This is a genomic window from Hydrogenophaga sp. 70-12 (assembly GCF_001897365.1).
GTDB lineage: Bacteria > Pseudomonadota > Gammaproteobacteria > Burkholderiales > Burkholderiaceae_C > Hydrogenophaga > Hydrogenophaga borbori.
This window is the reverse complement of the sequence record NZ_MKSS01000256.1, coordinates 1-9,157: the sequence shown is the minus strand read 5'-3', so window position 1 is coordinate 9,157 and position 9,157 is coordinate 1. Positions and strand designations below refer to the sequence as shown.

Sequence of the window (9,157 nt, the reverse complement as noted above, 5' to 3'; positions counted from 1 at the left end):
CTGTTCGTGCGCCACGGCTGGATCAGCCAGCTGCTCAACGGCAAGCGCCACCCGCGGCGCCCGCGCGGACCCGCGCGCGAACCGGCATGAGCCGAAGCATGCGCATTTCGGCTTCGCTCACCCACGCACCGGGCCAGCACCAGGTGGTTCTGCGCACAGGCGACGCCGAACACACGCTGCCCGTCGCGCCCAAGGCCGTGGGCGGCGGCTCGGCCACCAACGGCGGCGAGTTCCTCATGCTGGCCCTGGCCACCTGCTACTGCAACGACCTGTACCGCGAGGCCGCGCGCCTGGGCGTGGTGCTGGAGCGGGTGGAGGTGCAGGCCGAGGCCGAATTCGCCGGCATCGGCCTGGCCGCGCGCGACGTGCGCTACCGGGCGCGGGTACAGTCGCCCGCGCCACCGGACACCATTGCCCGGCTGCTGCGCGAAACCGATGCGGTGGCGGAGGTGCACAACACGCTGCGGCAAGGGGTGCCTGTCCAATGGATCGACGGCGGCCCACCTGAAACAACCCTTCCCATGACCCATTCCATCGAACACCAGGAAGCCGGCAGCACCGGCGCCTTCTTCATCCAGCAGGCCGGCGAGCGCCTCGCCGAGATGACCTACAGCCGCACCAACCCCACGCTGATCATCATCGACCACACCCAGGTCGACGAGCGTCTCAAGGGCCAGGGCGCGGGGCGCCAGCTGCTCGACGCGCTGGTGGCCTGGGCGCGCGAGACCAAGACCCGGGTCGTCGCGCTGTGCCCCTTCGCCAAGGCCCAGTTCGACAAGGACCCGTCGATCCGCGACGTGCTGGTCTGAGCCCGCTCAGAGGCTGCTCATCAGCCCACGCACCAGCTCGCTCACGCCGTCCCACACGATCTGCACGCCCAGGCACAGCAGGATGAAGGCCGACAGGCGCAGGAAGATGATCGCGCCGGCCTCGCCCAGCGGGCGCAGCAGGTGCTCGGCGTAGCGGAACGCCAGGTACAGCAGCAGGCCGATGGCCAGCAGCGCGAGCACGCCGCCGCCGATGTTGGCCAGCGCCAGGCCCATGCGGTCGTTGCTCAGCGACACGCCCACGGTGATGGCCGCGGCGATGGAGCCCGGGCCGCAGCTGATCGGAAAGGTCAGCGGGTAGAAGGCCTGGCGGCGCGCCATCTCGGGCGTGAAGGCGTCGGCCAGTTCGGTGCGGCTGTCCGCCGTGGACTGCGTGGCGGTGAGCAGGCGCCAGGCGGTGGCCGCCAGGATCAGCCCACCACCCACGCGCACGATAGGCAGCGAGATACCGAAGAAGGCCAGCACGTGCGAGCCCACCAGCATGCTGCCCACCATTAGCGCGAACATGTTGCGCGCGATCTTGCGCGCCAGCATGGCGCGCGTGCGCTCGGACGCGCCCTCGGTGAGGCCGAGGAAGATCGGCGCCGTGGCCGCCGGGTTGAGGATGGGCAGCAGCGCGGCGAAGACGAACAGGAAACTCTTGCCGAACGCCAGGCTCAGTTCGACGCTCATGGCCCCCTCACCCCGTTCCCTCCCTGAGGCGGCTCCACCATCTCCCGCATGCGCCGGCGCAGCGCTCGCTCGCGGCGGTTCTCCTCGGCCCAGTCGTCGCGCACGCCACGCCACAGCGCGACGGCCATCAGCACGATCACCACCGCGAACGGCACCGCGAACACGATGGTGGCCGTCTGCACGGCCTTGAGGCCCCCGGCCAGCAGCAGCGAGATCGCGATGCCCGAGATCAGCGCGCCCCAGATGAGCTTGACCCGCGCGCGCGGGTTCTCGTCGCCGCCCGTGCTCATCATGCTCAGCACCAGCGTGGCCGAATCGCCCGAGGTGACGAAGAACACCACCACCAGCACCGTGGCCACCACGCTCATGACGCTGCCCAACGGCAAGGCCTCGAACATCGCGAACAGCGCCGTGGACACGTCGGCGCTCACCGCCTCGGACAAGGGCACGCCGCGCATCACCTCAAGCGTGAGCGCCGTGCCGCCGAACACCGAGAACCACAGGAAGCCGGCCAGCGTGGGCGCCAGCACCGTGCCGAGCACGAACTCGCGCACGCTGCGCCCGCGCGAGACGCGCGCGATGAACAGGCCCACGAACGGCGACCAGCTCACCCACCAGGCCCAGTAGAAGATCGTCCAGCCGCCCACCCAGCCGCTGTCGCGGAACGGGGTCATGCGCAGGCTCATGCGCACGAACTCGCTGACGTAGCTGCCCAGCGTGGTGGTGAAGGTGTCGATGATGGCCACCGTGGGGCCGAGCACGAAGAGCGTGAGCGCCAGCAGCGCCGCCAGCAGCAGGTTGGCGTTGGACAGCCACTTGATGCCGCGCCCCACGCCCGACACCGACGAGCCCACGAACAGCACCGTGGTGACGGCGATGATGCCGACCTGCCAGGCCGGGCCCACCGGCATGCCGGTCAGCGCGGCCAGGCCGCTGTTGATCTGCAAGGCCCCCATGCCGAGCGAGGCCGCCACGCCGAAGGCGGTGGCAATGACGGCCAGCACATTGACCAGCGGCCCGAGGCGCCGGGCAAAACCCCAGGGCAGCGATTCGATCGCCGTGCTCACCTGCGCCGAACCGCCCTTGCGGAACTGGAAGAAAGCGATGGCCAGCGCCACCACGCTGTACACCGCCCAGGGGTGCAGGCCCCAGTGGAAGAAGCTGTAGCGCATGGCGGCGTTGGCGGCCTCGGGCGTCTGGGGCGCGATGCCGGGCGGCGGGTTGCCGTAGTGCGAGATCGGTTCGGCCACGCCCCAGAACACCAGGCCGATGCCCATGCCGGCGGCGAACAGCATGGCGAACCAGGAGCCGAGCGAGAACTCGGGCTCCTCGTCCTCGCCGCCGAGCTTGAGGTCGCCGTAGCGGCTGAATGCGAGCACCAGGGCCATGACCACGAGGCCCAGCACCACCCACAGGTAGAGCCAGCCGAAATCGCGCGTGATGACGGCCAGCAACGTGTCGAACACCGCGCCCAGCGAGGCCGGCGACAGCACGCCCCAGAGCACGATGGCCAGGATCAGTCCGACCGAGACGATGAGTTGCATGGGGTCTTCTCCTCCAGATCGAGGCCACACCATACACGCCAGCACGCTGGAAAACTCTTTTCCAGGGGGCCCGCGCCGCGCCACCGGGGCGATTCTGGCGGTCCAATCCCGCATCGGCCAGGCCGCGACGCCGGCCTCTGCGAATCAGACCCGAGGAGAAACAGTGAAGGAACTGCAAGACGCCCAGCGCGTGGGCGCGACGATGGCCGTGGACGTGCTCATCGCGGGCGCCGGCCCCTGCGGCCTCATGCTCGCCAACGAACTGGGCCTGCGCGGCATCCGCTGCCTGGTGGTGGACCCGAAGGCCACCACGGCCTTCAACCCGCAGGCCAATGCCACGCAGGCGCGCACCATGGAGCACTTCCGGCGCATCGGCATCGCGCAGGAGATCCGCGCCATGGGCCTGCCGGGCGACCACCCGACCGACATCGCTTACTTCACGCGCTTCGCCACGCACGAGCTGGCGCGGCTGCGCCTGCCCACGGCGGCGCAGGCCAGCGAGCACGTGCGCGGCCTGCGCGGCGCCTGGAACGCGGCCGAGCTGCCGCACCGCGTGTCGCAGAAGTTCGTGGAAGCGGTGCTGCGCCGCCACGCCGAGGCGCGCACCGGCCGGCCCGTGGGCTTTGGCTGGCGGCTGGTGGAATTCGAGCAGGACGCCGAGGGCGTGGACGCACTCGTGGCCCCGGCCGACGGCAGCGGCACCGCTGTGCCCGTGCGCGCGCGCTACCTGGTGGGCGCCGACGGCGCGCGCAGCGTGGTGCGCCAGGCCCTGGGCATCGCCTACGGCGGCGCCACCGGCGTGCAGCGCGAGTTCATGGGCGGGCGCATGTTCGCGGTCTACCTGCGCGCGCCCACGTTCTATGAACAGCTGCCGCACGACGTGGCCTGGATGTACGTGAGCGTGAACCACGAGCGGCGCGTGTTCATGGCCTCGGTGGACGGCCAGGGCGAGTTCGCCTTCCACGCGGCCGTGCACGCGCACGAAGACCCGTCGGACTGGACGCACGAGGACGCGAAGCGCCTGTTCGCGCAGGCCAGCGGCATGGACTTGCCCGTCGAGGTGTTGTCCACCGGCACCTGGATCGCGGGCCACTCGCTGGTGGCCGACCGCTACCAGCAGGGCCGCGTGTTCCTGGCCGGCGACGCGGTGCACCTGTTCACGCCCACCGGCGGCCTGGGCTACAACACCGCCGTGGGCGACGCGGTGAACCTGGGCTGGAAGCTGGCGTCGGTGCTGAAAGGGCTCTCGGCCCCCGCGCTGCTGGACAGCTACGAGACCGAGCGCCGCCCCATCGGCCTGCGCAACACGAACTACGCGCGCGGCTTCGCCGATTCCATCGGCCTGTTCCAGACCACGGCCGCGCTCGAGGCCGCCGGTGCCGAGGGCGAGGCCCTGCGCGAACACGCCAGCGCGGTGCTCAACGAGCACGTGCGGCGCGAGTTCAACATCCCCGGCGTGACCTTCGGCGAGCGGTATGACGCCTCGCCGATCGTCTTCAGCGACCCCGGCCGCATCCCGCCCGACGCGGCCAACCACTACGAGCCTTCCAACAACCCCGGGGGCCGCCTGCCGCACGCCTGGCTGGGCGGCGAGCGCTCGCTGTTCGACGAACTGGGGTTCGAGTGGACCGTGCTCGCGCCGCCCGCGCTGCAGGCCGACGGACAGGCGCTGGCCGAGGCCGGTCGGGCGCGCGGCCTGGACGTGGCGCTGCGCTGCCCTTCGGAAGCCGAGGCCGCGCCCGTGCTGGACGGGCAGCTGCTGCTGGTGCGACCCGATCAGGTGGTGGCCTGGCGCGGCCGCGAGGCGACCGAGGCGGCGGCGGTGTGGGGCCGCGTGGCCGGCACCTGAGGTTAAATGCCACCCCATTCATGGTGCGCTCTGGGGACGACCCGACATGCTGATGACCCAATGTGTCCGCGCCGCCTGTCTGGCAGGGGCGATCGTCACGGCGGCTTGGGCGCAGCCGGCGCAATGGCACGACCTGCGAAAGGAGGTTGAAGCGCTGGTGGACGCGCACCGGTATTCGGACGCCACCGCCGCGGCGCAACGGCTCGACACCCTGTCGGAACAGCTGCTGCCGCCCATCAGCCATCCACGGGTGGTGAGCCTCGTGTCGTTGGCGCAGGCCTACCGGGCGCAAGGGCTGTATGCGAAGGCCGAACGCCCCATGCAGCAGGCGATTGCGGTGCTGCGCCAGCTGCCCCCGGCGCCCCCCGCCCTCATGGCGGCCTATCTGGGCGTCCTCGCTGGCCTCCAAGAGCGGCAAGGCCACCTGGCCGAAGCCGATGCGCACTACCAACAGGCCTTGGACGTTCTCGCCGATCCCGCCGACGCAGAGCGCGACCTCGCCGCCCAGCTGCAGCTCGCGCACGGCCGTCTTCTGTGGAGCCGGCAGCAGCCGCAGCGCGCACAGGCCTTGCTGGAGTCGTCCTTGCGAAACAGCGAAGCGGCACTGGGCCCCTCGAGCGAGATGACCGCCATGGTTCTGCAAACGCAGGCCGAACACCATTTGGCCTTGGGGGACGCCGACCGGGCCGAGAAGACCGTGCGCCGCCTCATCGCCATCGTCGAAGCCAACCCAGCCCATGCCAGGCTGCGGCCGAACGCCTACAACACCCTGGCGTCCAGCCTATTGAGCCAGGCCCGACTCGATGAGGCACAGGCCGTACTGCAAGAGGCCATGCGCCGCTGGACCGAGCACCAGGCATCCGGCGCAGTCATCGCGAATGGCCAGTTCACTCTGGCTCGCATACTGGATCGAAAGGGCTCATCCGAAGCGGCCGCCAGCTGGGCAAGGAAGGCCCTCGATGAGGCCATGCGCCTACCGGGAGCGCCCACGCCATGGGAGCGCCCCATCGTCGACTGGTTGCGTGACCAGGCAGAGCGTGTGGGGGACCAGGACGCCACCGCCCGCTACGCCGCGCAGGCACAGGCCCTCGCGCAAGACGAGCAAAGAATGGAGCAGCGGCGGGCCGTGACGAAGCCGGCCGCGCGGACCACGGTCCCGCCGGCCTACCCGGCCGCCGCGCGTCGGCACGGACACACCGGCGTCGTGAGCGTGCGCGTGCGCATCGGGGCGGACGGTGTCCCGCTGCGCCCAGCCGTCGCGTCCAGTTCCGGCTACGCCAGCCTCGATCAGGCCGCACTGGACAGCGTGTCCGCCTCGCGCTTTCACCCTGCCAGGGACCGCGACGGCCTGGAAACGGAGTCCACGGTGCGGATCCCGTTCCGATTCGTTCTGGATCCCTGACAGCCCCACCATGCCGGACAGCGGTTGGTTCGTGAGCGGACGGGGACGCGCGATCGGGCTTTGTCCACGTTCGACGCGCCGTCCACCAGGGCCCCGCCTCAGTCCCTGCGCCCCCGCCGCTGCCAGTCGTCCCACACCGGCACCAGCGCCACCACCGTGAGCGCAACCGCCAGTGGCACCGTGAAGCCGTAGCCCAGGCGCTTGAAGCCGTAGGCGCCCACCACCCCGCCGCCCACGAAGGCGCCCAGCAGGCCGCCCAGCACGCGCATGCGGTCGCGGTCGGCGCGCACCACGGGCTGGGGCCCTTCGGCGCGGTTCCAGTACAGCAGCTTGCCGAGCTCGATGCCCAGGTCGGTCACCACGCCCGTCATGTGCGTGGTGCGGATGACCGCGTTCGACAGCTTGGTCACCACCGCGTTCTGCAGGCCCATGATGAAGCACAGCAGGGCCACGGTGGCCGGGATCAACAGGCCCTCGAAGCGCGCCAGCCAGGCGCCCATCAGCCCGAAGCACAGGATGAGCAGGGCCTCCAGCAGCAGCGGCAAGGCGTACTCGCTGGCCATGGCGCGCCGGCGCGCGAAATTGACCATCACCGCGCAGCACATGGCGCCCAGCAGGAAAGCCAGCACCGCCGCCAGCGCCGAGGCCACCAGCGCGCCCTCGCCCAGCACCAGGTGGTCGGCCATGGACGAGACCAGCCCGGTCACGTGCGAGGTGTACTGCCGCACGGCCAAAAAACCGCCCGCGTTGATGGCCCCGGCGACGAAGGCCAGCAGCAGCCCCACCTGCCGGTTGGCCGCCAGCGTGCGCTCGCGGCCGACAAGGAATCGCGCGTATTGGATGGGCATGGGAACACTCCGGGATCGCTGTCGTGGCCCCGATTGTCCCGCGCCCCCCGGCGCGCCTTCAGTTCTCGTGGACCAGGCGGTACAGGCCGACGTCGACGCGCCCGGCCAGGAAGCCGGCCTCGCAGTAGCCGAGGTAGTACTCCCACAGGCGCTTGAAGCGCGCGTCGAAGCCCTGGGCCTCGATGGCCGGCCACTCGGCCTGGAAGCGCCGCCGCCAATCGGCCAGCGTGCGCGCGTAGCTGTGGCCAAAGCGCAGTTCGGTGCTCAGACGCAGCCCCGCCTGGCGCGCCTGCTGCGCCATCCGCTCGGGCGAAGGCAGCATGCCGCCGGGAAAGATGCAGCGCTGGATGAAGTCCGGGTTGTCGCGGTAGCCCTCGAAACGGCGCTCGTCGATGGTGATCGCCTGCAACACGGCCACGCCGCCGGGCTTGAGCCGCTCGCGCAGCGTGGCGAAGTAGACCGGCCAATAGGCCTCGCCCACGGCCTCGATCATTTCGATGGAGACCACGCGGTCGTAGCGGCCCTCGACGTCGCGGTAGTCCTGCAGCCGCAGATCGACCCGATCGGCCACGCCCCAGGCGGCGGCGCGCTCGCGCGCGAAGGCCAGCTGCTCGGTCGAGAGCGTGACGCCCACCACCTCGGCGCCGCGCCGCGCCAGCGTGGCGGCCAGCGTGCCCCAGCCGCAGCCGATTTCGAGCACGCGCTGGCCCGGCCGCACGTCCAGCAGCCCGAGGATGCGCTCCAGCCGGCGCGCCTGCGCGGCCTCCAGCGAGTCCGCCGGCCCGTCGTACAGCGCGCTCGAGTACAGCATGCTGCCGTCCAGCCAGCGCTCATAGAAGCGGTTGCCCAGGTCGTAGTGGGCGGCGATGTTGTGGCGGCTGCCGCGCCGCGTATTGGCGTTGAGGCGGTGCAGCAGCCGCGCGAGCCAGCGCGCCGGCGCGGGCGCGGAGATGGCGCCGTCCAGCGCGGCCTCGTTCGCCAGCCCGAAGGACAGCAGGGCCACCAGATCGGGCGTGCTCCAGTCGCCGTCGCGGTACGACCAGGCCAGGCCCAGGTCGCCCTGCTGCAGCAGGCGCAGCAAGGGGCGCCAGCGGTGCAGGCGCAGCTCCGCGCTCGGGCCCGGCGCGGCGCCCTGCGCCTGCAGGCGCGCGCCGTCGGGCAGGGTCAGGAGCAACCGGCCGGCGCGCACGCGCGACAGCAGCCGGCGCAGCGGCGCCTGGCGCAGGCCCGAGGCGTCGCCGCTCAGGGTGGCCGCCGGCGCCGCCGGGGCCGCGTGGTGGGGGACGGGCCGCAAGGAAGGGGTGTCGTGGGACATGGGTGCTCGCGTCAGGAGGAAGAAGAATCGCCGGAGCGCACGACGCTCATGGCCTGGGCCGGCGGGGCCGGGCGCGGCCGCAGCCGCGCGCCCTTGCGCCACAGGTGCAGCGCTTCCCAGTGGATGCCGACGATCACCTTGAGCGTCAGCAGCGGGTAGGCGAAGAAGGTCCGCCACAGCGCGCCATCGCTGAGCGGCCGGCGCCGGGCGTCCAGCCGCGCGTGCAGCACGGCGGCGCCGCCGTCGCGGCGGTGCACGCCGACGCCGATGGACAGGCGCTCGCCCGGCGGCTCGATGCGGAAGCGGTACGCCAGCTCCATGTCCAGGAACGGCGACACGAACAGGCGCTTGTCGCAGCCTTGCTCGATCAGGCGCGCGCCGCGCTGCGCCTCGGGCACCTCGATCAGGTAGCTGTGGCGCTCGCCAAAGGTGTTGTTGACCTCATAGACGATGGCCTGCAAGCGCCCGTCCGGCGCGTCGCAGAACCACACGCTCAGGGGGTTGAAGGCATAGCCGAGCACGCGCGGCAGGGCCAGCAGGCGAATGGCGCCGCCCACCGGCAGGCCGGCCTCGCGCAGGCGCGCGTCCAGCTGGGCGCGCAGGCCCGCGGCGTCGTGGGCGCTGCCGTCGCCATGGTCCGAGGGCCACAGGCTGAACAGGTTGAAGCGCCCGACGGAAAACCAGCGCAGGCGCGCGTGCA

The 9,157-nt window shown here is 71.5% G+C and carries 8 protein-coding genes; 3 read left to right on the top strand and 5 right to left on the bottom strand.

Annotated elements, in window-relative coordinates:
* Nucleotides 1-98: 98 nt before the first annotated feature.
* Nucleotides 99-809 (top strand): GNAT family N-acetyltransferase, encoded by a 711-nt coding sequence (locus BGO22_RS14350; protein ID WP_286851436.1) that lies wholly within the window; start codon nucleotides 99-101, stop codon nucleotides 807-809.
* 6 nt (nucleotides 810-815) lie between these two features.
* Here the strand turns inward: BGO22_RS14350 and BGO22_RS14345 are convergent, their stop codons facing one another.
* Together BGO22_RS14345 and BGO22_RS14340 are read right to left on the bottom strand one after the other, a co-directional pair.
* The gene (locus tag BGO22_RS14345) at nucleotides 816-1,499 is read right to left on the bottom strand and encodes a MarC family protein (protein WP_286851435.1); all 684 of its coding nucleotides are present in this window, start codon (nucleotides 1,497-1,499) and stop codon (nucleotides 816-818) included.
* A complete protein-coding gene (locus tag BGO22_RS14340) occupies nucleotides 1,496-3,043 on the bottom strand; it encodes a BCCT family transporter (RefSeq protein ID WP_083293183.1) in 1,548 nt (515 codons plus the stop codon). Before BGO22_RS14340 ends, BGO22_RS14345 begins: the two co-directional genes overlap by 4 nt.
* A 163-nt stretch (nucleotides 3,044-3,206) precedes the next feature.
* On the opposite strand from BGO22_RS14340, the gene BGO22_RS14335 reads away from it, so the two are divergent.
* Both BGO22_RS14335 and BGO22_RS14330 read left to right on the top strand, forming a co-directional pair.
* Nucleotides 3,207-4,892, top strand: coding sequence for an FAD-dependent oxidoreductase (locus BGO22_RS14335; RefSeq protein ID WP_286851432.1), 1,686 nt, complete (start codon nucleotides 3,207-3,209; stop codon nucleotides 4,890-4,892).
* 46 nt (nucleotides 4,893-4,938) lie between these two features.
* The gene (locus BGO22_RS14330) at nucleotides 4,939-6,294 is read left to right on the top strand and encodes a TonB family protein (RefSeq protein WP_286851431.1); all 1,356 of its coding nucleotides are present in this window, start codon (nucleotides 4,939-4,941) and stop codon (nucleotides 6,292-6,294) included.
* A 98-nt stretch (nucleotides 6,295-6,392) separates the two neighbouring features.
* Here the strand turns inward: BGO22_RS14330 and BGO22_RS14325 are convergent, their stop codons facing one another.
* From BGO22_RS14325 to BGO22_RS14315, 3 genes are all read right to left on the bottom strand, one after another.
* On the bottom strand, nucleotides 6,393-7,142 hold the full coding sequence (locus BGO22_RS14325) for a YoaK family protein (RefSeq protein ID WP_070399391.1): 750 nt from the start codon (nucleotides 7,140-7,142) through the stop codon (nucleotides 6,393-6,395).
* 58 nt (nucleotides 7,143-7,200) lie between these two features.
* The gene (locus BGO22_RS14320; RefSeq protein WP_083293182.1) at nucleotides 7,201-8,457 is read right to left on the bottom strand and encodes an SAM-dependent methyltransferase; all 1,257 of its coding nucleotides are present in this window, start codon (nucleotides 8,455-8,457) and stop codon (nucleotides 7,201-7,203) included.
* Nucleotides 8,458-8,468: 11 nt separating this feature from the next.
* A partial coding sequence (locus BGO22_RS14315) for a DUF1365 domain-containing protein (RefSeq protein ID WP_286851428.1) occupies nucleotides 8,469-9,157 on the bottom strand: 689 nt, incomplete at its 5' end.

Coding starts and splice junctions, on each gene's coding strand:
- BGO22_RS14350 (WP_286851436.1), top strand. CDS start 99: ATGCGCATTTCGGCTTCGCTCACCCACGCACCGGGCCAGCACCAGGTG.
- BGO22_RS14345 (WP_286851435.1), bottom strand. CDS start 1,499: ATGAGCGTCGAACTGAGCCTGGCGTTCGGCAAGAGTTTCCTGTTCGTC.
- BGO22_RS14325 (WP_070399391.1), bottom strand. CDS start 7,142: ATGCCCATCCAATACGCGCGATTCCTTGTCGGCCGCGAGCGCACGCTG.
- BGO22_RS14330 (WP_286851431.1), top strand. CDS start 4,939: ATGCTGATGACCCAATGTGTCCGCGCCGCCTGTCTGGCAGGGGCGATC.
- BGO22_RS14340 (WP_083293183.1), bottom strand. CDS start 3,043: ATGCAACTCATCGTCTCGGTCGGACTGATCCTGGCCATCGTGCTCTGG.
- BGO22_RS14320 (WP_083293182.1), bottom strand. CDS start 8,457: ATGTCCCACGACACCCCTTCCTTGCGGCCCGTCCCCCACCACGCGGCC.